Genomic DNA, 24,265 nt, shown 5'->3' with positions numbered 1-24,265 from the left:
TTCAATTGTATGGAAGGAATGGATAAGGTATGATAGCTCATGCTATTTGAGGATCTTTTTATTTTCAACACACTAGCTTCTATTAACTATGACACCGTAAAAAAAAAGCGCCTTGCCTAGGCATTTTTTTGTTTTAAAAAATTTGAGATGTGATGACATGTGAAGAGTTTAGTGAATATGATTGGATTTACGCGAGAAAATCGGCTTATGTTTGTTTTAGCTGATATTTTTTTAACTTCCGATAAAGAGTGGACCTGGCAATATTCATTTTTTTGGCGACAGCTGATAAATTCCAGCCTGTTTCCTCTAAAAGCCTGACAAGCACTTTTTGCTCTTCGATTTCAATTAAAGATAAATCTTTAAGCTGGTTATTGATGGAGAGGCTCATTCTGTTTTCAATAAAGTATGCCGGTAAGTCTTCTATCCTAATAACAGGAGAATCACTAAATATGACGGCATACTCAATGACATTTTGCATTTCTCTTATGTTGCCGGGCCACGAATATTCTAAAAAGTAATTTAAAGTTTCTTGCGCAATGGAAAGGGATTCTCTCGCATACTTTTTTGCAAATTTTTTTAAGAAATAATCAGCAATCAGAGGAATATCTTCCCTTCGCTCACGAAGAGGAGGAATATTAACCGTAACAACGTTAAGTCTAAAAAATAAGTCTTCGCGAAAAAGCCCTTGTTTACACAAGGCATATAAGTTCTTATTCGTTGCAGCAATAATTCTCACATTGATTGGAATCGTTTGAGATGAACCCAGCCTCATAATCTCCTTTTCTTGCAGCACCCTAAGCAAATGGACTTGCAGATCTAGCGGCATCTCGCCGATTTCATCTAAAAACAAGGTTCCTTCGTTTGCTTCCTCAAATTTTCCTTTCTTCCCTTCTTTCGAACCTCCGGTAAAAGTTCCACTTTCGTAACCGAACAGTTCACTTCCAATCAATTCTTTCGGAATTGCGCCACAGTTTATTGCTAAAAAAGGTTTGTCTCTTCTCTGACTAGATTGATGTATTGATTTTGCAATTTTTTCCTTTCCTGTACCGCTTTCTCCCAACAGAAGAATCGGAACATTTGAAGGAGCAGCTTTATAACATTTGTTTAGTGCTGTTAACAATGCATCCGATGTCCCAATAATATCGTTCCATGGTTCATCCTTGAGAATGTATCGCGCAGTGGTACGGAATACCTTTTTGTTATCCTTCAACACGACCATATATCCAGCAACTTCCCCTTTAAAATGAATCGGCTCGATTGCTAAAACCTTGAAATCTCGAACCATCAAATCGCTGGAAATATCGTTTTTCGCAGAGAATTTGGACATCCTTTTCATCTCATTTATTAAAGGATGAAAATCAGGATTTACCGCCAAATCTCCTGCATGTTTCAGGTTAAATAATTCCTTTAGCTTTTCACTGCTCTTCACAACATAAAAGGCATGGTTCAGTACTAGAATATGATCGTTTTTCCATTTATTTGCGCATTGAAAAAAATAATCTATTAAATAGTTATTCACTTTCATATAGACGTATGCAAGCTGTTTTTCAATCACTTGTGCAGTGGATACAGCTAAACCAAGTGTATGAGGCTGAGCATCTTCCCAAAATCCTGTAAAATCGATGACACCGATGACCTCTTTTGTGAAGGGATGAATGATAGGAGCTGAAGAACATGTCCATGGATGACATCCTTGACAAAAGTGTTCTGCAGAAAAAATTTGAATGGGATTTTGGGTGACGATACACGTTCCAATCGCATTTGTACCTGCTGCATTTTCGCTCCAGTCCATGCCAACTGTGAAATTCATTTTTTCCGCTTCCCGCAAAACATACGGTTCACCTTTTAAATAAATTATGCAACCGTTTTCATCCGTCAGCGTGATAAGATACCGAGTACCTTTCAACTTATAAAATAAATTATCAATAATCGGTTTCGCAATTTGATATAGCTCAGATCCTTTTAACAGATGATTTAATTCGTATTCTGTTAAAGCTGCCTTCGTTTGCAATTGCATCGGGTCAACTCCAGTTTCCTGACAGCGGCTCCAAGAATCTAAAACATTTTTTCGTATTTTGCCCGATATTTTATCTTCCCACGATCTTTCCACAAACATTTCCCATAAAGTTTCCAAATCTCTTTTTTTATCTGGCAAGTTGTGCGTAGAGAAAATAGATATATATGGATTGCCCATGTACTCCCCCCTCCTCTTGGACATATTATCAAAATTTTTCGAAAATAGATTATAAAAATACTTTATTCGGGGCTTTAAAAGCAAAAAACTTACCACCCCCGTAGTTCTTAAGGAATTACACACCAGTGATGATCAGCAAGGAAGTGACAAGTGTTACCACAATTATTAACGTATTTACTCGAAGATATCAAGTGTCTAGATTCGCATTTTTAATCTTTTGAATCAAATTCATGCGTTCACCATCGCTTTATCAAAACGATGTCAAATGTTTAACGCATTTGCTCAAGTGTGCATGCGACAGATTAATTTTGAGCAATACGTTTTGAACTGCTTGTCGTAAAAAATTCTGTTTCTTTATGGTATTCTCTCTAAAAATGAAATAATGTGTCAACTTTCTATAGTTTTTTTAAAACTGCTTTAAATAAAAGTGGATAACCTTTGTGATGAAAACACTAGGTTATCCACTTGCTGTTCGATTGTGTCAGCCTTTAGTCAGAAACGAACTCCTGGTTGATGGTTTATTTCACTTGAGGTATCGGACGCTTCAGCCATTCATTGTAAAATGCATCAATATCTGGTTCAAAATCTTTTAAGATTGGATACCAAGGTGTTACAGCTTCTACCTCCAGTTGACTTGCACAATTTGGGCAATAGTATTCACGTATAACCTGCCACTCCGGATCTGGAGCAAGCAGCTTCGGATACAGCTCCACCATTTTTTCCTCTGTATCACGAACGTGTATAAGCGCATGAAGTTTCCAGTTGTCACTTGCCTCACAAAATTCATGTCCGCAATCACACTTTACGACTCGTTTGCCATCTGGCTTCAAAACGATATAAAGGTGAAGTCCAGCCGGCAATAGAATTGGATCATCCCATGGAACTCTTTCCTGCAAAATGCTGATATATTTATCAAATCGGTCAGTATCCTTAAAATTTGAAAGCATTTCTTTTAATTTGTAAAAATCAATTGTTCCGTCGATCAGCTCTTCAATCGTCTTACGATCATATTGTGCCATGTTCTCACCCCGTTTTTTTCTGATGATTTATTTTTGCTCCGAAGGTTGGTACACCTAACTCCTCTTCTGATAAATGCCATTCTGTCGGCAGATTCCAGAACTGTTTAAACTCATTCGCAAATTTTTCACTTAAGGCAAAGCTGCCGGCATACATATGACGAACCTGTACAGCCGCTTCTTTGTTTAGAATTTTTTGTCTCTCCTGCTCCATCCATTCTTTTACAGGAACCCCGCGCTTTAGACGCTCTTTTCTCATTTTTTTGCGGCGTTTTTCTGTCGCTTTTTCATCAACGATATACTTGCCTTTTTCATTTTTGCTGACAACTGCTCCGTAAACGATTTCTGCATAACGCGGCAGCAGCAGTCCTTCATTTAAATCATCCTCAATCATTTTCGGCTTGCGCTCAAGCGGATCCCCAAAACCAGGGCCCCCACGAAGGTAATTTAAATACAGATCGTAATTTTCAAAAATTGTTTCTGTTGTAATGGATTGCTTATCACGGATAATTTCCTTTGCTTCCATTAAAGTATCGTATTCTGGATTATCCGGATCACTGTCTCCCCCTGTAGGAATAGGCAGTCTTTTTTCGATCCGTTCTTTCAAATTCGTTCCATGTGCTTCAAAACGGTATCCTGATGCTGCTGGATAGCCTCCCATTAAACCGCAGTCACTTGACATATAGCCATTTCCCATAAAGAACATCGTCCAGTCTTTTGCACCATATACCATCCGCAAAGTCTCGTAGCCGCTGCCTCCCCGGTATTTTCCATACCCTGCTGTATTTGGTTTTATGCTTCGTCCCAAATAAAGAAGCGGTTCTGCGAGCTCCCAAATTTCCATATCTCCCATATCACCTTCAGGATTCCAGATGGCTGCCGCATGGTTAATACCGTCTCTTACCGCACTTGCTCCGACCCCTTCGGCTGCTGATTCGAAGCTGTTAACGGCATGATTTTCGTTAAATTGGTTATATCCTCCTCCTTGCAGCCAGTTAGAAGTGTTGGCATTTCCGGCGTTAACTTCTTCTAAATACCCGCGTGCAAAGTAGTTGCGGCTAAGTGCACGCCATAATGGACTCCATGCAGATACAAGGAAGTGCCATGCATAGCTGTGAGCGGTCCGAATATCGTCCGGATTTAGCCATGAACCGTAAGGCAAGTCGAACTGGCTCGCATAATAAGCGCCATCATTAACCCGATCGTTCGGGATGAGCGTTTGCGACATCATGACCCATATTCCGCTCGTAATCGAAACAGGTGTAGCATTGTAGCTGTGCCATCCCCATCTGTTAACGCCTTCAAAGTCGATTTGGAACTTGCCATCTTTGTGAACAGTCAGTTCTGTTGGGGCATGCATAATCGTGTTTACACGAGCGTAAGGAGGAACATCTAGGTTTTTATACGGTACGTCCACAAATGAAACTTGGCGGTATTTACCCGGAATCAGCAACGTTTTTACTTGATTGACAAAACCGCGCCGTCCATCCTCAATTACCTCGCGAATAAATTGTTTATAAGTGTCGACACCTTCCTCCTTGACAATATCAAGGACAAGGTCTCTGATCATATGGCAGCCGGCTACGCGAGTCCGTTCATCAAGAAGCCAGTACTTTGTTGTTCGGACAGAACGCTGGCTTTCAATAAGCCAATCTTTTAAGAGCGTATCGTTTTTACCGATTTTACGGCAGGCCACTTGATAACCGTCATCGTAACGGCTAACTGGTCCAACGGTCATACTTCCTGGTGCAGTCGCCCCAACATCAATTACGTGGGTAACTCCGCCAACCCAGCCTATCAGCTCGCCCTCGTAAAAGATTGGAACAATTGTATGAACGTCACATGGGTGCACATTTCCGATCTGGCAATCATTGTTACAGAAAATATCTCCGTCTTCAATTCCCGGATTCTCTTCATAATCGTTTTTAATCATGTATTTAATCGCTGCGCCCATCGTCCCGACGTGAATGATAATTCCAGTAGAAGTTACAATCGAATCTCCTTCAGGAGTGTATAAAGTAAAGCATAATTCCCCTTCTTGCTCAACAATCGGGGAGGCCGCCACTCTTTTGGCCGTTTCCCTTGCATGCACAACTCCTCCCCGCAATTTTGAAAAGATCTTTTCATAGCGGATTGGATATGACTCTTTTAATGGCAATGTTTTTAAACCTGCGTAATGTCCTGTCTCTCGGCTGATTTCATCAATTTCTTTACGCATTTGCTTGAGTGTTTTTCCGTGCCAACCAATATTTTTCTGGCTTTGTATTGTTTTTTCAGTAATCGTCATGAAAAAATACCCTCCTTTTTCCTTAAAGTTCTTTTAAGTGGAAAATGCGATGCTCATCAAGATATGTTTCAAAACCAGGCGGAATCACAAACGTTGTGGCTGGAGATTCTAAAATTGAAAATGCACCGATTTTGTTCCCTGGCTTCAATTTTTCCATTTCCCAAATGTTTGCTTTGATCCACTCGCCCTTCCAATACACATCACGCTGGCCAAGAAACGCTTCTGACGGCGGAGTTTCTCCAGATAAAGGCTCCTCAGGAATTTTCGGCTTTGCCACTTCAACAATACCGCGTACGATTGCTCCTGTGATGCTGTAACCGAGTTCAGGCGATTTGGCCGCTTTTGCGTAAATTCTCGCATACGTTTCTTCGAATGCTTTGACAAGCTCTTCCCAGTCGTTAATATCCTTAAACTTTTGAATCGGCGATTCAATTTCAAGGTCGTTTAACTGACCTTGGTACTGCATGCGGAAATAAAGACGGAAACTCACATCTTGTCGTTTAAAGTTATTTTTCTCAAATTCAGCTGCCACTTTTTCGATTAGTTCATCCCAAGCATCCTGCAATTCTTTACCTGCCTTCAGCTTACTGCTGTCTTCATCTCCGTTGTTTACATTGATATCAAGTGTTTTATCATAGCGGTATTCAAAGTCTGCCGCACCGCAGCCAAAAGCAGAAAATCCAGCTGCCCACGCCGGTACTAGAACATCTTCAAAGCCAAGACCTTTTGTGTAGCCGGCAGTATGAAGCGGACCGCCGCCTCCATAAGAGAAGCATACATATTGAGATGGCGAATACCCTTTTCCAAGGATCATAGATTCAAGGTAATTGCGCAGTTGCGACTCAAGCAGATCGATAACACCGTATGCTGCGTCTTCAACAGATAATCCGAGCGGATCGGCGACCTGCTTCTTCAATGCTTCATAAGCTCTTTCCGGATATAGCTTAACCTCGCCGCCAAGGAAATTATCCGGGTTGATTAGTCCAAGAACAACGTGGCAGTCGGTTACTGTTACCGTTTCTATGCCGCCCTCCGGATAACAAACGCCGACTCTCGAACCTGCGCTGTCCGGTCCAAGTGTTAATGATTTGAAGTTCGGATCCACTCGCACAAAGCTGCCTGCCCCAGCTCCAACAGTATCCATGGAAACAAGCGGTAATGATAGTACAAGCCTTGCCATATCTGGGCTTGTATTAATACTCAAATCCCCTTGAGTAATAAGAGCCATATCAAAACTTGTTCCGCCGATATCCGAGCATGCAATATTGCGAATACCGAGTTGTTCACCGAGATATTTCGCGCCAACTACTCCCCCAATCGGACCTGAAACGAGCGTTCTTGCCAGTTCATTTGCACGCGTACTTATCGTTCCACCGTGGCTGGCCATGACCCGAAGATCAAATTTTGCCCCGTGATTTCTTAACATGTTATCAATTTTCGACAATGTCTCCCGAGACGGGTCTGCTGCATATGCTTCAATAATGGTTGTATTTGTGCGGTGAGACTCTTTTCTAACAGGGTAATAATCAACCGATGCAAACACAGGCACTTCTTTTCCGACTTTCTTCATGACTTCCTTTGCAATATCCCTAATTTTTCGTTCATGCTGCGGATATTTGTAAGAATGAAGCAAACTGATCACAATTGCTTCGACATCCTGTTCCAGAAGGTCCAATACTGCTGGTTCCACTTCATGTTCATAAAGTGGAATGACAACGTTTCCAAATAAATCGACTCTTTCTGTTACGCCTCTTGTCAATTCTCTCGGTACAAGTGGAGGATCGTAACGATGAGTATTCAAGTGTAAACGGTCTGAATAAGAATATCCTAGGTAAGCCTGGATCGCCCGGCCCATTCGATGGAAATCCTCCATCCCTTTATTAACGATCAGACCGACGCGGCGTCCTTTCCTTGACACGAGACGATTCAGCATCGCTGTTCCGGAGTAGACACCCGCAAGCAATTTAGGAAATTCTTCTTCTACTGTTGTGTTCCAGTAAGTTAGTGCATCCCTTGCAGAGTTGAGAAGACCAATTGATTCATCTTCAGGTGTGGATTGTGCTTTTCCGACGACAAATTCACCATTGTCGTCAATAATGAAGGTATCTGTCATCGTTCCCCCTGCATCGATAGCAAGTATTTGTGCATTGCGAGTTGTTACTGCTTCCATCCATTTCTCTCCTTTCTTTTTTCAAAAATTGATTTTGTTTTCGCTTTTTACTTTGCAACATTCGTGCCAATATTAAAAATTATCAAAAAATTAAGGAGAGAAAAGGCTTTCGAAAATTAGAGAATGGTGAAAGAGAATGATGAATTGTAGCGAATCGCTACACTGTTTCGCTACAATTTTTTCGTACAACAATACAGCTAAAAAAGAATTTGTTGCAATTCGCCCATAGAATTTTGTTGCTTGCTCCATACAATTCGACAGACAGCTTAAACTCGATCAAGAGATTTTTTGTAAAAAAATAGACCATCTTTTAGTCTAGTAAACATAAAAATAACGACAAGGAATTTTCCAAGGGACAACAAAGACGACTTGAATGACAAAGCCACTATTGTACCGTCCTAATTTTATGATGGAAAATTTGATGAACAAATAACTGCAGTTTCATTTTGTTTCTAAGTAAAAAACAAGTTTGAATGTTCTGAAATTTTAGTTGGAAACAGTTGATACTTTGATGAAAGTCGCCATTATCGAAACGATAAATACGTTTGAAAAATCATAATGGATTTTCTTTAAGCATTTCCAGCAATTTTTTTAAAGCAAATGAGTGATATCTGCCTTTTCTCGTAATGATGCCGAGTCTCCAAAGAAGAGGCGGATCTTTAAGCGGAACAATCGTGATGTTGGGGCTGTTCTGTTTATGAAAAATCATTTTCGGCATTAAAGTAATACCTAGTTTTGATGAAACAAGCTCAAGAATTAAATCCCATTGCGAGCTTTCATATGAAACAATTGGAGTAAAGCCTGCATTTTTACATGTGTTGATGATGTAATCGTGGAGTTTGAAGTTTTTCGAAAACAATATAAACGGTTCATCTTTTAATTCATGTACTGAAACTGTTTGTTTTTGTGCAATTGGGTGGTCACGATGAATAAACAAGACAAATTCTTCTGTAATAAACGGATGAATATGAAAAACGGATTCGTCTACAGGCAGTACAACTATGCCAATGTCAATCTCTCCTTCTTCCACTAATTGTTCGATGACCTTTGCCCCAAGCTCTATAAGTTCAAGTTTCACATTCGGATAGTTTTGATGAAACATTCTAGCAATAGAAGGAAAAAACAAAGTTCCAATGAGCGGCGGAACCCCCATCTTAATCTCTCCAGTCGCAAGATTAGAAAGTTCATCTAATAACATTTTCATTTCTTCCAACGTTTCAATCAATTTTTTTCCTTGCTGATATACAATTTGACCTGCATCTGTCAAACGGAGATGACGAGTTGACCTTTCGATCAGTTCAACATGCAGCTCAGCTTCAAGCTTTTTAACGGCTTTGCTCAATGAAGGCTGTGATAAGTAGGAATATTCAGCAGCCTTTGTAAAGCTGTTATGATTGGCAACATCAATGAAAGATTGAATATCACGAAATTCCACCATACTCCCCCCTTATTTATTCACTATTGGAATAAATTGTATTCTTTTTATCTATTTTACTTATAGATAATGGGAATGTAAACTCTTACATAAGACAAAGAAAGGAGGAGATGTTCATGAACAAAATCATGAATTCATTTTCGGAAGCGGTTTCAGACATTCAAGACGGTGCATCCATTGTTGTAGGCGGATTTGGGTTGTGCGGAATTCCAGAAAAGACTATTCAAGCTTTACGTGACAAGGGGACAAAGAATTTGACTATTTACAGCAACAATTGTGGTGTCGATGATTGGGGACTTGGTCTTCTACTCAAAAATAAACAAATCAAAAAAATGGTCGCTTCCTACGTCGGGGAAAATAAAATTTTTGAACAGCAATTTTTAAGCGGCGATTTAGAAGTAGAACTTATACCACAAGGTACTCTTGCAGAACGAATGAGAGCAGGCGGAGCAGGAATTCCGGCTTTTTATACCGCAACAGGTGTCGGAACGCCGATCGCAAAAGGAAAAGAAGAAAGAGAGTTCAACGGAAAAACATATTTGCTAGAGGAAGCCATCGTTGCAGATTTTGCTTTTGTAAAAGCGTGGAAGGCTGATACTTATGGGAATCTTGTGTATCGGAAAACAGCGCGAAATTTTAATCCGCTTGCCGCAATGGCAGGTAAAATCACCATAGCGGAAGTGGAACAAATTGTTGAACCTGGTGAACTTGATCCGGACGAAATTCACACACCATGTATTTATGTTCAACGCTTACTGGTAGGAACGAATTATGAAAAACGCATTGAGCGGAGAACAGTGGTTACTAAATAAAAGAAGGAGTGATCAGGATGTCTAACAATCGATTAAAGATTGTTAAGCGTGCGGTAAAGGAAATTGAAAACGGAATGATTGTCAATCTTGGCATCGGAATGCCAACACTTATTGCCAATGAGATTCCGTCCAATTTCAACATCTTATTACATTCAGAAAATGGGCTGCTTGGCATTGGACCTTATCCGGTTGAAGGGGAGGAAGATCCCGATTTGATTAACGCTGGTAAAGAAACGATTACTACAGTGCTCGGCGCTTCATTTTTTGACAGTGCCGAATCATTTGCAATGGTTCGTGGAGGACATATTGATCTTGCTATTTTAGGAGGTATGGAAGTTTCAGAGAACGGCGATTTAGCCAATTGGATGATTCCAGGAAAAATGGTCAAAGGTATGGGCGGAGCAATGGATCTTGTAAACGGTGCGAAACGTGTCATCGTCATTATGGAACATTTGAACAAGAGCGGGGAATCGAAAGTGAAGAAAGAATGTACACTTCCACTTACTGGAAAAGGTGTCGTCCATCGATTGATTACCGATTTAGCCGTGTTTGACTTTACAGATCAAGGGATGGTGCTGATTGAAACAATGGATGGTGTTTCAGTTGATGAAGTGATAGCAAAAACAGAGGCAAAATTCACAGTTTCTCCTGAACTTTCGGAGGTGAATTAAATGGTAAAGACAGTTATTTTAGAAGGAGCGCGTACCCCGATTGGAAAATTTAACGGATCGCTTGCTCAATTAACAGCATCACAGCTTGGCGGTATTTCGATGAAAGAGGCTTTAATGCGAGCAGAAGTAAAGCCTGAAGATGTGAATGAAGTCATTTTCGGAAATGTTCTTCAGGCTGGACAGGGACAGATCCCGTCGCGCCAGGCAGCACGTGAAGCAGGTATTCCTTGGAGCATTAAAACAGAAACAGTGAATAAAGTTTGTGCATCCGGTCTTCGCAGTGTAACAATGGCTGATCAAATCATTCGGGCAGGCGACGAAGAAATCATTTTGGCAGGCGGCATGGAGTCAATGTCAAACGCTCCATATGCATTGAAGAACGCAAGATGGGGGTTAAGAATGGGTAATGCACAGATGGTTGATTTAATGATTCATGATGGCCTGTCATGCAGTTTTACTGGTGTTCATATGGGGACGTACGGAAACAAAATTGCGAAAGAGTATGAAATATCGCGTGAAGAACAGGACAATTGGGCTGTGAGAAGCCATAAAAGAGCAATTGCAGCAATCGAAGAAGACAAGATGGCAGAAGAGATTGCAGCGGTTGAAATTCCACAGCGTAAAGGCAGCCCGCTTGTCATTTATAAAGATGAATCACCGCGAAAAGACACAACGAAAGAGATTCTGGCAACATTACCTCCTGTATTTGACAAAGATGGAACGATTACAGCCGGCAACGCACCTGGAATTAATGATGGAGCTGCAGCGCTTGTACTGATGAGCGATGAACGGGCAAAAAGAGAAGGTAAAAACGTTCTTGCAACCATCATTGGCCATGCAGAAGTTGCGGTTGAAGCAGAAAATTTTCCAATAACACCGGGCCTTGTCATTCTTGAGCTATTGAAAAAGACGGGGAAATCTGTCGATGATATCGACTTGTTCGAAATTAATGAAGCATTCGCAGTCGTTGCACTCGCTAGTATAAAAATTGCGGGAATCGATCCGGAAAAAGTGAATGTAAATGGCGGTGCTGTTGCCCTTGGTCACCCAATCGGCGCAAGCGGCGCGCGTATTCTTTTGACACTAGCGTACGAATTACGCCGTCGCGGAGGAGGGATTGGAATCGCAGCGATCTGTTCTGGAAGCGGTCAGGGAGATGCCGTGATGATTGAAGTAAAATAAAATGGATATAATTTGAAACCTATAAACAAAAAGAGTGAATTTGACCAAACTAATTATTATATTGATTTAATAGAAACATAATCGCCATTTTGCATCAAGCTTTGATTCTATTAAAACATTTAGCATCAGTAGTTTTGTGCGCCAGTGCAAAATAAAAAAAGAAGCCTCCATAAAATCAGGCCCCATTGAAAGCAAAAAATCATAAACATCGATATATCAACGTTTCAAAACATTAAAGGGGGCATCAATAAGCCGTAAAAGCGACTTATTAGACACCCCCGTATTTTGTATTAATTTTTTATTTTTTTCATCACATTGTTCGTTCCGCGGCCGAAATAGTTTACCAATTTTTTATACTCTTCATAATACAAATTATATTTTTCTACGTGATCCTGTTTCGGATAAAAAACTTTGTCTTTTAATTTGGCCATATTTGCTGCTGCTTCTTCGATCGTATCGTATCCACCTAGTTTTGATCCTGCAGCAACAGCTCCGAACATTGCAGCTCCGATGGCTGATGTGATTTTGTTAGATGCGATCTTGATTGGTCTTGCCGTTACATCTGCATATATTTGCATGAGCATTTCATTTTGATGAGGCAGTCCGCCGCATGCAACCAATTCATTAATTTCGATTCCTGCATTCTCAAAGCTTTCAATGATCAAGCGTGTCCCGAATGCTGTTGATTCAATTAATGCACGGTAAATTTCTTCAGGTTTTGTATTCAGCGTAAGACCGACTAATAAACCTGACAAATTGGCATCAACTAACGGAGTTCTATTTCCATTATGCCAATCCAATGCCAGCAATCCTTTTGATCCTGGAGGCAATGTGCTGGCTTTTTGTTCCAAATATTGATGAATAGATAGATTTTTGGCCTCCGCTTCTCTTTCGACATAACCCGGCACAAGCTCTTTGACAAACCATGCAAAAATGTCGCCAACAGCAGCCTGGCCTGCCTCATATCCGTAGTAGCCAGGGATTATTCCATCTTCGACGACTCCGCTGATTCCTTCGACAAACTCTTCTTTTGTGCTTAACAGCATATGACAGGTGGAGGTTCCCATAACCATAACCATGCTTCCAGGTGCGGTAACTCCTGCACCTGGAACAGCAGCATGAGCATCTATAATTCCAATGGCAACCGGTGTTTTTGGTTTTAGTCCAATTTTTGCTGCAAACTCTTCCGTCAGCTCGCCAGCCTTGCTGCCGATCGGAACCACTTCACCCGACAGTTTTGTTTCATAAATATTTTCCATCAATGGATGAAGTCTTTTTAAAAATTCTTTTCTTACATAGCCTTCCTGTTTATGCCACATTCCTTTATAGCCGGCAGAACAGCTATTTCGTTTCACTTCACCGACCATCAGCGACGTCAGCCAATCAGCTGCTTCAAGGAACAATGCCGCTTCATGATAGAGCTCCTCACGATCATGTATAATCTCTAATATTTTCGGCAGCATCCATTCTGACGAAATTTTTCCACCATAACGCTTTAACCATTCTTCATTCGACTCGCTTGCTAATTGATTAATTGTATCTGCTTCTGGCTGCGCTGCATGATGTTTCCATAATTTTACCCATGCATGCGGCTCATCTTTCCATTTTTCCTGAAAACATAATGGTGTTAATTGTTCATCGACAGGCAGAATTGTACAGGATGTAAAATCAATTCCTATGCCGACGATATCATCTTTGCTCACCCCGGAATCCTCTAACACTCTCGGGATGGACGTTTCCAGCACATCTAAATAATCTTGCGGGTGCTGAAGAGCTGTACTGTTTTTCAGCTTCTTCTGCTTATGAGGAAGAGTTTCCGTTATGACTCCATGTTTATATTGTGTGGAATGAGTACCAGCAACCTCACCAGTTGCAACATCTACTAAGACAACTCTTCCAGATTCAGTCCCAAAATCTACTCCGATTGCGTATTTTTTCATAAGCATCCCGTTCCTTTGTTACTTGTTATTTATAGATCGGCCCAAAGTTTTTACATGCTCTGTAATCAGCGCCTTCAAGATCTTTTGTTCCAAACATGCTCCAAGCATCTGGTCTGAATATTTTTTCCTCAGGTACATTGTGCATATTTACCGGAATGCGAAGAATGGATGCCAGCGTGATTAAATCGGCTCCAATATGACCATAGCTGATGGAACAATGGTTGGCTCCCCAGTTATTCATAACCGAGTAAACATCTTTAAATGCACCTTCTCCGGTTAGATTCGGAACAAACCAAGTGGTAGGCCAAGTTGGATCGGTCCGTTTGTCAAGCACGTCATGAACTTCTTCCGGCAAATCAACCGTATATCCTTCTGCAATTTGCAGAACAGGACCCAGCCCTTTAACAATATTTAAGCGCGAAATCGTTACAGGCATGCCGCCTTTTGTTAAAAAGTCAGTTGAATATCCGCCGCCTCTGAAGTATTCAGTTGAAGCAGGTCTAAATTGTGTTGCTTCCAAGCATTTTTTAATATCTTCATCTGTCAATTCGTAGTATGGTTTAATAACTGGTTTGCCGTCTTTTGTTTGTTCTCCTGTTCCATCCAATGCAGCCGCTCCAGAATTAATTAAATGGATGATTCCGTTTGCCGCTCTCCCTTCAAGAGTATAGCCAGTTACCCGCTTGACAGCCTCCGGACTCCAATAAGTTCTCACGTCGGCAAAAATTTGCGCCGTATTAGTTAAAAGGTAGCCGAACAACATGGAAATGCCGTTCAAGTTATCATTTTCCGTTGCAAAAATATATGGCGCTCTTTTTCCGTTCCAGTCAAAAGATGAATTTAAAATCGTTTCCATAAAATCTCCATTTGGGAAATAGTCGGTCCATTGACGCTGTCCTTGGAAACCAGCAACAATGGCGTTTCTTCCTAGAGCTTCTTCTCCATATCCCATTTCTTCTAATTTTTTATTGCCAACCATTAAGTCGCGTGCGATAAGAGCCATTTTTACGCTGATTTCCCAATCTTTTTCCTTCTGCTCTTCTGTTCTTTTAAAGCCGTCGCGATTGTTGTCCGGACCAACTTTACAGTTTTCCTTCACCCATTTTAAGGCTCTTTCATATTCCTCTTTATCGTAAATTTCCAGTTCAATTCTGCGCACGAATTCGCTCATATCAACATATTCATTTCTCATTCCAAGATAGTTTTGGAAAAAGTCTTCTTGCACAACACTTCCTGCAATTCCCATTGATACAGATCCAATGGAGAGATAAGATTTACCCTTCATCATAGCAACAGCCAGTCCTGCTTTTGCAAAACGAATGAGCTTCTCTTTTACATCTTCAGGTATATTCGTATCTCCTGCATCTTGAACATCCTTACCGTAAATTCCAAAGGCAGGAAGTCCTTTTTGGTTATAACCTGCTAGAACAGCAGCTAAATAGACAGCGCCAGGTCTTTCTGTTCCATTGAATCCCCAAACTGCTTTCGGAATGTGAGGATCCATATCCATTGTTTCAGTTCCATAGCACCAGCATGGAGTAACAGTAATCGAAACGCCAACGCCTTCTCTTGCAAACTTTTCAGCTGCTTCTGCCGCTTCTTTTACTCCTCCAATACATGTATCTGCAATCACACATTCCACTGGCTGTCCATTATAATAAAAAACATTTTCCTCCAGTAATTTAGCTACAGCTTTTGCCATGTTCATTGTTGTTTCTTCTAATGATTCACGAACTCCTTTTCTTCTGCCGTCGATCGTCGGGCGTATTCCTATCTTTGGTAGATTTCCTACATATCGTGGATCTTTTGCCATCTTTCATTCCTCCTGTATGTTATTTATTTAATGATTGCTAGAAATGATTTATAATGTTTTTCCCAATGATCACAGTTTTCGGGTTCATATGTTTTAAAGCTAAAGGAGTTGGTAACAATTTTTCTTGCTTCTTCTAAGTCTGCAATTTCTCCAAGGGCAATTAATTGAGAAAGCATATTGCCGATTGCGCTGGCTTCCACCGGCCCTGCATAAACGGTACGCTTTGCGGCGCCAGCAATAAATCGACAAAACCATTTGTTTTGTATTCCCCCGCCTCCCATATGAATCGACCGGATGTTATGATGGATTAAATTTTCCAGCCGTTCGATCACGAAACGGTATTGAAAAGCTAAGCTTTCCAATATACATCTCAAAAATTGCCCTTTCGTTTCCGGAATAGGCTGTAAAGTTTTTTGACAATAATCTTGAATAGCCTTCAGCATGCTTGGCGGGTTAAAAAACGATGGATCATTTGGATTTATAAAAGAACGGAACGGTTCTGCTTCTTCTATCAGCCGGCTTTCTTCTTCATAGGAGATGCCTTCGCCATTATCGTTCCATTCTTTTTTACACTGTTGAATAAACCATAAGCCGGTATTGTTTTTTTGCAAACGGAACTTCCCGTCAAATGTTCCTTCATTTGTGAAGCCCCATTCATAAGCTTCATCTGAAACAACCGGCTTTTCAACCGTCACACCGATCAGCACCCATGTTCCGCAGCTCATAAAACAGCTTGTTTGATCATTTTGAATCGGCATGGCACCTAAAGCACAAGCTGTATCGTGTCCTGGAACCGCGATGACATTGGCCGGATCGATCCCTAATTCCTTATTAATAGATGCTTTCGTTTTGGCCAAAATGCGATTCGTTTCTACCAGAGGTGCAAAATTCACCTTATCTGCAAACAGCTTATTTAAAATCGTCTCATCCCAATCTTTTTTTTCCCAATTTAATAGTTGAGAAGTCGACGAGATTGTAAATTCATTTTTGATTTCACCTGTAAACAAATAGGCGAACAGACTCGGTGTCATTAATATATATTTTGCCTTTTCTATTAGCTCAGGCCTTGTTTTCAAAATCGCATACAGCTGATAAAGCGTATTGATGGCAGCTGGCTCTACGCCAGTCATTTGAAAAAGTTTTTTCTTATCTATCTTCTCATGGACTTCATCCATAAAGAGAACGGTATGTGTATCCCGATAAGAATACGGGTTTTCTAATAGATCTCCTTCCTCAGAAATGAGACCGAAATCTACTCCCCATGTATCAAAACCAATTCCATCGATCCTTTTTCCATAAACCTCGACAAATTTTTTTATTCCTTTTTTCATTTCAGTAAATAAGTAGTTTAAATCCCAATGCAAATGATCTCCGATCGTGATGGGGTTATTTTGAAAACGGTGAATTTCTGTTATGTTTAATTTTTTATTTTCATATTCTCCGAGTATTAATCGACCATTCGAAGCACCCAAATCAAAAGCTAGTACTCTTTTCATGTCATACGCACTCCCGTAAAATAAGCCTGTTTATGACTTCTTCTTTAACAGACTGGCCCGATACTTTTCGGATGATAAATTTCGTAAATCTTCGCACTCTTGTTCCGTTAAAATTCTCGGAGTACCGACAGTTGAAGCGATGGTAAATACTTTTGCTGATTCTTCGGTTAACTGCATATAAAAAAATGCTTCTTTCATCGTTTTGCCGACTGTGAGCACCCCATGATTCCTCATCACAATGACATCGCTGTCATGGATGACTTCTCCAACAGCTTCTGCTAAAAGATTGGTTGTAGGAATAATATAATCTAAGTAGGAAACTTTCTTTACCATTGCAGGAAAATCGGGGAAAAGCATTGGGATATCTTTCCCTGCACTAGAGACTCCAACAGAGTAGCTAGGATGCGCATGCAACACTGCATTGATTTCTGGATTTCGCCGAAAGCATTCTAAATGCATGAGCAATTCGGAGGAAGGTTTTAAATCTCCAAAAACTTCTCCAGTGTCAATTTTTACTTTAACCCATTGATCATCTTCAATCTCCTTTAAATCAAAGCCGCTTGGTGAAATGTACATATATTCACCATCACGCATGCTGAGATTTCCACCGGCTCCAACAACTAAACCAGCATCTACAATTTTATGTGCATATTTTTTTAGTTCTCCGATTACTGCTGACATTAAATTCCACCTCTAGTATATGTTTATCATCTTGAAAACAATTTTTAAGTTTCGTTTCACCCTGTTTTTATGAGCTGGTTAATCTTTTTCCCCTTCAAGTATTTGTATAACTGGGGCTGCAAAATGCATCCCCAGCTTTCAGGTTATTATTCGTAAATGGCAGATTTAATTTCTTCATTATCAAGATTGGTTTTGTCATACCAATAGAATCCTGTGTCAATAACCTTTTCTACTTTCTCGCCATTGATTGCTTGAACAGCAGCTTTTACTGTTTCATAGCCGATACCGACCGGATTTTGTGTAATGGCTCCTGCCATTGTACCGTCTTTAATCGCTTCAATTTGCTGTTTACCAGAGTCAAAGCCGATGACAACAATTTTGCCTTGTTTATTCATTTCTTTTACTGCATTAATTACACCGATCGCTGAACCTTCGTTGGCACCATAGATCCCTTTTAAGTCAGGATGCGCTTGGATGATTGCTTTCGCTAAGTCTGTAGATTTTAATTGGTCACCGCCGCCATATTGAATGTCGACAATTTCAATATCTGGATATTTTTCTTTTATTCTCTCAACAAATCCATCTCGGCGGTTAACACCAGTTATACTTGTTTGGTCATGAACAATTAGCGCAACTTTTCCTTTGCCTCCAATTTTTTCAGCCATTTTGTCTGCCGCTAACGCTGCAGCAGCTTTGTTATCTGTAGATGCAGTTGCCAAAGGAATATCGCTGTCAACCCCTGAGTCAAATGCAATAATCGGAATACCTTTTTCATCAGCTTCTTTTAATAAAGGAATTGATGCTTGGCTGTCTAGAGCAGCAAAACCAATTGCATCCGGCTTTTTATCAATAGCTGTTCTTAACATTTCAATTTGTTTGTCGACTTGAGATTCACTTTCTGGACCTTCAAACGTAATTTCTACGTCAAACTCTTTTGCTGCTTGTTCAGCACCTTTTTTAACAGCTTGCCAGAATTGATGCTGGAATCCTTTAGAAACAATAGCGATATAGGGTTTTCCACTGTCGCCTCCTGCGGATTCAGAGCTTCCTTCGCTCTCGTTTTTCGAGGAGCTTCCGCATGCTGACAAAACGAGCGACAACATTAAAATACCGCATAGAGTTAACAACCATTTCTTCACTGAATTTTCCCCCTTATAATTTTTTTATTTTTTAACTCTAGTTTGTAACTAGAGATAAAAAACGGAATTTAACTGCTTTTGCCTCGACGGATAATATCGATATAAACTGCAACCAAAATGACAAATCCAACAACAACTGTCTGCCATTCTTGAGGGATTGACATAATTCTCAAACCGTTTGTTAATACGCTCATAATAAGAGCCCCAATAACTGTTCCTAAAATAGTTCCTTTACCACCACTTAACGAAGTCCCTCCGATAACGACAGCTGCAATTGCTTCCAACTCATACCCGGCTCCCAAAGCAGGCTGTGCTGAATTAAGCCTTGAAGCCATTAAAACTCCTGCTATTCCTGTAAACACACCTGCAACCGTGTAAATGATGATTTTCCATTTATCCGTATTGATACCGGATAATCTTGTCGCTTCTTCATTGCTTCCAATAGAAGTTGTAAAGCGGCCAAAAATAGATTTCGTTAATAAAATTCCTGCAATAATTGCCATAATAATGAAAATTAGGACACCGTTAGGCAAATTAAATCCTGGTATAATTGAACCTAATGCAATTTCACTGAAGCTAGGTTTATCACTAAAATAAATTGGAGTTGCATCTGAAATAACAAGTGCTAATCCTTTCGCGATCATCATCATCGCCAATGTTGCAATAAATGGAGGAATTTTTAATTTTGAAACACTGAATCCGCTTATAAATCCCATTAAAGCACCAGTCAAAATTCCGCCTAAAATGCCGACTATAATTGGCAAATCCCAAAAGACGATAAATACCCCTGTCATAACAGCACATAGCGTCATTCCTGTACCAATGGAAAGGTCAATTCCTCCAGTCATAATAACAAATGTAGTTCCTAACGCCATGATTCCGATAACTGTCGTTGATAATAATATCCCGGTAATATTAGTCCAATTTAAAAAGTTATCGGAGGAAATGGTAAAAAACAGAATAAGTACAATTAAACTAGCAAATGCCAATATTTGTTGCAGTGCATTGGATTTTAATAGATTTCCACTCTTTTTTGTTTCTGTGTTAGGTGCAGTTCCTGTACTCATATTGATCCTCCTCGTTTTGTATTCCAAATCCTTTTGACATAAATGATACTTAAATCGGACTCCAATTTATGATCTAGTTCGTGTTGCATAATCCATAATCTTTTCTTGAGATGCTTCCTCGTTCGTCAACTCTCCGGTGATTCTTCCTTCACACATGACGATGATTCGATGGCTCATTCTTAATATTTCCGGTAATTCGGAAGAAATCATAATAATGGATTTTCCTTGCTGAGCCAGTTCATTTAGCAGCTGATATATTTCAGTTTTCGCCCCAACATCAATTCCGCGTGTAGGTTCATCAAAGATTAAAATGTCGCAGTTTTTAGCAAGCCATTTGGCAATGACAATTTTTTGCTGGTTTCCTCCCGATAAATTCTTCGCTAGCTGTTTGATGCTTGGCGTTTTAATTTTCAGCGACTTTACATACTCTTCTGATGTTACATATCCTTTTGAGTCATTGACAAAGGTCAGCCAATTCACATAATTGCTCAGTGAAGAAATTAAAATATTCGAATTCACGTCCATTTCAAGCATTAAGCCATATCGCTTTCTGTCCTCAGACAAATAGGCGATTCCGTGCTTTACTGCATCTTCAGGCTTATTGATTTTCACTTCTTTTCCATTGATAAAAATTTGCCCTTCATCGATTTTGTCAGCACCGAAAATGGCTCTTGCTACTTCTGTGCGTCCAGCTCCCATTAAACCGGCAAAGCCTAAAATTTCTCCTTTTTTCAAAGTAAAGCTGATATTTTCTAAAAAGTTTTTGGTCGATAAGTTTTTCACTTCCAGGACTGTTTCAGCCTCTTTTGAAACCGTCGTTGTAGGGCGAGATTCATCCTGGATGTGACGGCCTACCATTAACGAAATAACCTTTTTCATATCTGTATCTTTCGTATATAACGTGTCGATGTATTGACCGTCGCGCATGACTGTTATTCGGTCAGAAATGACTTTCAATTCTTCCATTCTGTGTGAAATATAAATGATGCCAACACCTTTGTTTTTCAAATTTTCAATTAAATCAAATAATGTTTTAATTTCAGATTCCGTCAAAGCGGCAGTTGGTTCGTCCATCACGATAATTTTCGCATTGTAAGATAACGCTTTCACAATCTCCACCATCTGCTGCTTTGCCACTGTTAAATCTGATACTGTTTCTTTAGGATTTAAATTAATATTGAGTTTCTCAAGCAACTCTGCTGTTTTTTCATTCAATTCCTTTTCCTTCAAAAAGAAATTAAATCCGGTGCGAGGCTCCCTGCCAATAAAAATGTTTTGGGCAACCGTTAAATCAGGCATTAAATTTAGTTCTTGGTGTATAATGCTAATGCCCATTTCCTGTGCTGCTTTCGCATTAGGAATTTCAACTTTGTTGCCTTCTAAGTAGATTTCACCTTCATCTTTTTGATAGACTCCAGACAAAATTTTCATTAAAGTCGATTTTCCAGCACCATTTTCGCCAACTAATGCTAGAACTTCCCCATAATTTAAATCCAGTCGAACTTTTGATAATGCCTTTACTCCAGGAAAACTTTTGCTTATCCCTTCCATTCTTAATAATTGAGCTGACATCCTATCACCTACTTTACGTAACTGTCATTATCCGTCCTGAATTTTTGTTCCACTTTTACATTAATAAGATTTTTCAGATTTTTTCGCGGATTGGTACTGCTTCCAATCATTTAAAAACCCTTTTAACCCGATATTTGTAAGATCTGACGCAAACATTTTCTTAAAAATATAAAATGGCATCGTTACAGCATCTGCGCCTGATTTTGCAAGATCAACGACAACCTGCGGATTTCGGATGCTTGCTCCAATAACTTTCGTTTCCGCATGCATTTGATGAATAATTTCTTTTGCCTCTTTAATAAATTGCAGCCCGTCAATCGCATGATCATCCATTCTTCCGATGTAAGGGCTTATAAAATCCACCCCTGCTTTGGCAGCTAATACAACTTGAGGCAGTGTATAAATAAGAGTCATATTCACCTTTATGCCTTCCTGTTTCAATTGATAAGCTGCGGATAATCCTTCTTCAGTCATCGGGAGTTTAATGACAATATCTTTTCCCCATGTGGACATTTCTCTCCCTTCAAGGATCATTTCTTCAGCTGTTTCTCCTGTTACCTGGCACCAGACTTCTCCATTAATTTTGGAGGAAATATCCACAATAATTTGCCGAAACTCTCTATTTTCTCTTGAAATAATGCTTGGATTTGTTGTAATCCCTGCTAAAAAGCCATATTTTGAAGCAAATTCTATTTCTTGTTCATTTGCGGTGTCTAAATAAATGTCCATGATTTTCCCCCTTTCTCGCACAATTGTTTGTACATTTATTCAATCCCGTTCCATTGATTAAAAATCGGCTCCACTTGTTTATAAACTTGTTCAAACGCTTTCAAAGCTGTTTGATAAGATTGATGGTTGCGTTGATCTGGTTCAAATGATTCAGCTTCAACACACCAAGCTTTCGCTGCTGTCAAATCTTTCAGAAGGCCTACTCCTACACCGCCTGCAACCGCAGCGCCCATTGAGGTCGTTTCATCCAAAATTTTCGGTATACGGATGGTAACACCGAAAAGATCAGCCAGCATTTGCCGCCATATTCTGCTTTTCGCTCCGCCTCCAAACAGCCATATGTCTTGAAATGGCCGATCATAATTTTCTTGCAGAGCATCGAAAATAAGTTTTAAATTCATTGAAATCCCTTCCAAAACAGCACGAATCAAATCAGATCGTTTATGATTGATCGTCAATCCTATGAAACTGCCTTTTGCGTTTGGATTCCACCAAGGAGACCGCTCCCCCATTAAATACGGAAGAAAAATCAATTGATTGGAGCCGATTGGTGAGCTTTCAGCTTCTTCATTCATCATTTCATAAATATTCTTCGCTGCATCCGTTTTCAAAACGTCTTGAAACAGTATGTCTCTTAACCATTGAAAGGAAGTCCCTGCTGCTTGCATCGTTCCGATGGGAATATATTTATTTTCATCCAAATGGATAAAATTGAATGTCCGCATTTCTTGATCAAAAACTGGACGAGATGACGAAAATGAGATCCAGGAAGAAGAGCCAATGTAATTAAAAATATCTCCCTCATCAATCGCACCTGCACCTAATGCAGCACAGCACCCATCTGCACCGCCCATTACAACAGGTGTACCAGGCATCAGACCTGTTTCTTCCGCCGCCTTTGAATGAACTTCACCAACAACCGCTGTTGAAGGCAAAATCTCAGGCAATTTTTCATCATCAATTTGCCATAATTTTATTAATTCTTCCGACCACTCTTTCTTTTTAATATTTAATAGATTCGTGCCGCTTGCATCAGAATAGTCGGTGGCAAATTTACCCGTTAGTTTAGCAATTATATAATCTTTTGCTTGTAAATATTTAAATGTTTCTTTATGAACAGCTGGTTCATTTTCTTGAATCCAATTAATTTTTGCTGCAGAATAGGATGGGGATAATCTGTTTCCAGTAATTTCATAGTGTTCTTTCATTCCTATCTTTTCTGCAATTGCTTCTGTTTTTTGCGCCGAACGCATATCAGCCCAAATAATTGCATTTCTTACAGCTTCTCCTTTATGATTGACTGGGACAGCCCCCATCATCTGGCCGCTGAACGTAATGCATGCAATTTGTTTCGGATCAATTTTTGCTTCTGCAATAAGTTGTTTTGATGCATTTGCCACGGCATCCCACCAATCATTCGGATTTTGTTCGACCCAATGCTGCTTCAAAAAAATGGTGGAATATTGATAGGTAGTATGAGCTATGATTTCACCGTCCGGCGATATTAATGTGGATTTATTTCCGCTTGTCCCCAGATCATGAGCAAGAATAAATTTTTGCACCATATTGTCTCCACCATCCTATCGCTTCCATCTTGAACGGAAAATGTACTAGTTTCCCAATGAAATCTATTATGAAATGACACCTTTTTTTAAAATGATATTGGCATAAAGCGCACTCTCGCTCGTTGCGATAATTGCATAAGCATTTTTGGCTCTTTCATAAAAGCTGAATCTCTCCATAAATTCTATATCCCATGGTTCGGAACATTTTTTCTCCAGAAGTTTTTTATATTCGTCCCAAATGGCCGGTTTGCTTTCATTTTGGTTTACTACTTGCATGAGAGCCACCGGTTTATCCACAAAAGTATCCAACGGAAACAAATCTAAGATAGAATCCAACAGCTCAGGAACACCATGTCCGTCAGCTCGAACCAATCTTTGAGCAAAATTTGCTGCCGGAAAATTCCCGTCTGCAATGACAATTTCGTCACCATGGCCCATTTCCATCAAAATTTTTAACAGCTCAGGAGAAAGATTCTTTGGAATACCTTTTAACAAC

General features: G+C 39.9%; 18 protein-coding genes. 3 read left to right on the top strand and 15 right to left on the bottom strand.

Annotated elements, in window-relative coordinates:
- Nucleotides 1-205 precede the first annotated feature (205 nt).
- From RI196_RS03175 to RI196_RS03155, 5 genes are all read right to left on the bottom strand, one after another.
- Nucleotides 206-2,194, bottom strand: coding sequence for a sigma-54-dependent Fis family transcriptional regulator (locus RI196_RS03175; RefSeq protein ID WP_311066882.1), 1,989 nt, complete (start codon nucleotides 2,192-2,194; stop codon nucleotides 206-208).
- Between the two features lie 518 nt (nucleotides 2,195-2,712).
- A complete protein-coding gene (locus tag RI196_RS03170; RefSeq protein WP_144598056.1) occupies nucleotides 2,713-3,213 on the bottom strand; it encodes an acetone carboxylase subunit gamma in 501 nt (166 codons plus the stop codon).
- Nucleotides 3,214-3,217: 4 nt separating this feature from the next.
- Nucleotides 3,218-5,497, bottom strand: a complete 2,280-nt coding sequence (locus RI196_RS03165) for a hydantoinase B/oxoprolinase family protein (RefSeq protein ID WP_311066881.1) — start codon at nucleotides 5,495-5,497, stop codon at nucleotides 3,218-3,220.
- Between the two features lie 22 nt (nucleotides 5,498-5,519).
- Nucleotides 5,520-7,667, bottom strand: a complete 2,148-nt coding sequence (locus RI196_RS03160; protein WP_063389238.1) for a hydantoinase/oxoprolinase family protein — start codon at nucleotides 7,665-7,667, stop codon at nucleotides 5,520-5,522.
- A gap of 553 nt (nucleotides 7,668-8,220) precedes the next feature.
- Nucleotides 8,221-9,102 (bottom strand): LysR family transcriptional regulator, encoded by an 882-nt coding sequence (locus RI196_RS03155; RefSeq protein WP_063389239.1) that lies wholly within the window; start codon nucleotides 9,100-9,102, stop codon nucleotides 8,221-8,223.
- 116 nt (nucleotides 9,103-9,218) lie between these two features.
- Here RI196_RS03155 and RI196_RS03150 point away from each other — a divergent pair, with 116 nt between their 5' ends.
- From RI196_RS03150 to mmgA, 3 genes are read left to right on the top strand one after another with little or no spacing between them, the layout of a single operon-like run.
- Nucleotides 9,219-9,914 (top strand): CoA transferase subunit A, encoded by a 696-nt coding sequence (locus RI196_RS03150; RefSeq protein ID WP_094245162.1) that lies wholly within the window; start codon nucleotides 9,219-9,221, stop codon nucleotides 9,912-9,914.
- 17 nt (nucleotides 9,915-9,931) lie between these two features.
- Complete coding sequence (locus tag RI196_RS03145) at nucleotides 9,932-10,585, top strand: CoA transferase subunit B (protein ID WP_063389241.1); 654 nt, start codon at nucleotides 9,932-9,934, stop codon at nucleotides 10,583-10,585.
- Nucleotides 10,586-11,767, top strand: a complete 1,182-nt coding sequence (gene mmgA / locus RI196_RS03140; RefSeq protein ID WP_311066880.1) for an acetyl-CoA C-acetyltransferase — start codon at nucleotides 10,586-10,588, stop codon at nucleotides 11,765-11,767.
- Between the two features lie 290 nt (nucleotides 11,768-12,057).
- Here the strand turns inward: mmgA and RI196_RS03135 are convergent, their stop codons facing one another.
- The 10 genes from RI196_RS03135 to RI196_RS03090 all read right to left on the bottom strand — a co-directional run bounded on the left by RI196_RS03135 (nucleotide 12,058) and on the right by RI196_RS03090 (nucleotide 24,264).
- A complete protein-coding gene (locus RI196_RS03135; RefSeq protein ID WP_130156712.1) occupies nucleotides 12,058-13,707 on the bottom strand; it encodes a ribulokinase in 1,650 nt (549 codons plus the stop codon).
- A gap of 25 nt (nucleotides 13,708-13,732) precedes the next feature.
- On the bottom strand, nucleotides 13,733-15,520 hold the full coding sequence (locus RI196_RS03130) for an L-fucose isomerase (RefSeq protein ID WP_063389244.1): 1,788 nt from the start codon (nucleotides 15,518-15,520) through the stop codon (nucleotides 13,733-13,735).
- A gap of 23 nt (nucleotides 15,521-15,543) precedes the next feature.
- Nucleotides 15,544-17,016 carry a rhamnulokinase gene (locus tag RI196_RS03125; protein ID WP_311066879.1) on the bottom strand — a complete coding sequence of 491 codons (1,473 nt, stop codon included), beginning with the start codon at nucleotides 17,014-17,016 and terminating at the stop codon, nucleotides 15,544-15,546.
- Nucleotides 17,017-17,046: 30 nt separating this feature from the next.
- Nucleotides 17,047-17,697 (bottom strand): class II aldolase/adducin family protein, encoded by a 651-nt coding sequence (locus RI196_RS03120; protein ID WP_063389246.1) that lies wholly within the window; start codon nucleotides 17,695-17,697, stop codon nucleotides 17,047-17,049.
- A 146-nt stretch (nucleotides 17,698-17,843) separates the two neighbouring features.
- Nucleotides 17,844-18,800 carry an ABC transporter substrate-binding protein gene (locus RI196_RS03115; RefSeq protein WP_063389293.1) on the bottom strand — a complete coding sequence of 319 codons (957 nt, stop codon included), beginning with the start codon at nucleotides 18,798-18,800 and terminating at the stop codon, nucleotides 17,844-17,846.
- 104 nt (nucleotides 18,801-18,904) lie between these two features.
- Nucleotides 18,905-19,903 (bottom strand): ABC transporter permease, encoded by a 999-nt coding sequence (locus RI196_RS03110; protein ID WP_063389247.1) that lies wholly within the window; start codon nucleotides 19,901-19,903, stop codon nucleotides 18,905-18,907.
- Nucleotides 19,904-19,969: 66 nt separating this feature from the next.
- A complete protein-coding gene (locus RI196_RS03105; RefSeq protein ID WP_063389248.1) occupies nucleotides 19,970-21,475 on the bottom strand; it encodes a sugar ABC transporter ATP-binding protein in 1,506 nt (501 codons plus the stop codon).
- A 60-nt stretch (nucleotides 21,476-21,535) separates the two neighbouring features.
- Entirely contained in the window at nucleotides 21,536-22,204 is a 669-nt protein-coding gene (locus RI196_RS03100; protein WP_066246789.1) for a transaldolase family protein, read from the bottom strand.
- 35 nt (nucleotides 22,205-22,239) lie between these two features.
- Nucleotides 22,240-23,769 (bottom strand): xylulokinase, encoded by a 1,530-nt coding sequence (gene xylB, locus RI196_RS03095; RefSeq protein WP_311066878.1) that lies wholly within the window; start codon nucleotides 23,767-23,769, stop codon nucleotides 22,240-22,242.
- Nucleotides 23,770-23,835: 66 nt separating this feature from the next.
- A complete protein-coding gene (locus tag RI196_RS03090) occupies nucleotides 23,836-24,264 on the bottom strand; it encodes an RbsD/FucU family protein (RefSeq protein WP_063389250.1) in 429 nt (142 codons plus the stop codon).
- Nucleotide 24,265: the final 1 nt, after the last annotated feature.

Source organism: Aeribacillus composti, from assembly GCF_031760945.1.
GTDB lineage: Bacteria > Bacillota > Bacilli > Bacillales > Aeribacillaceae > Aeribacillus > Aeribacillus composti.
This window is presented reverse-complemented; position numbering and strand designations above follow the sequence as displayed.